This window comes from Achromobacter pulmonis (assembly GCF_002885955.2).
Classification (GTDB): domain Bacteria; phylum Pseudomonadota; class Gammaproteobacteria; order Burkholderiales; family Burkholderiaceae_B; genus Achromobacter; species Achromobacter pulmonis_A.
Map to the genome: position 1 here is coordinate 336 of NZ_POQS01000046.1, position 587 is coordinate 922.

Genomic DNA, 587 nt, shown 5'->3' on the forward strand with positions numbered 1-587 from the left:
CGCTTATAATTCTCCTATTGCAAATGATAGGTATTGGGTAATCATGGACAGGTACATAGACTTTGTGTCTACAAGACACATGACTCGTACCATCAAACAGGTCTTAGGGACTGAGTTCAGTGATACTGCAGGTACCATCCGTAAGGGTGAGCTTTACTTAAGCCTTCGTGGTCCTGCTTCAACAACTACTACAGCCACAGGCTGGACTAAACTTTGGTTTATAGATAATTAGGTACTAGGACTTAATTAATATACAACACATGTATTTCGTTAGTTAGGATTGTTAGTGTTCCCTCTCTTAGCCCACGGCAGGTGCTGGCCCGTCGGCCTGAGACTACCAAAAAGCCCAGCGGCGAGCGTCTCCCTAGCCCACCTGGGTTTACGAACCCTGCGAACGCCCCTACCCAAAAGGGCGTCGGAGACGAGTAATAGCAACTAGTTGGCACTCACGTATCCCCGTAGGGTATATACGTAGGCTGACCCGTAGGGCGTCCAGGTATGCAATCCCGCAAGACTCAACCTCTAGCCCCATTTGACCAGATAAACTAGTATTATTCTGGTCAAATTGGGGCAAGCTGGTACAACTT

At 47.7% G+C, this 587-nt stretch carries 1 protein-coding gene; it reads left to right on the forward strand.

Annotated elements, in window-relative coordinates:
* Nucleotides 1-232 (forward strand): hypothetical protein (locus C1I89_RS35000; RefSeq protein ID WP_219929640.1); only part of this gene is annotated, 232 nt, incomplete at its 5' end.
* Nucleotides 233-587 lie beyond the last annotated feature (355 nt).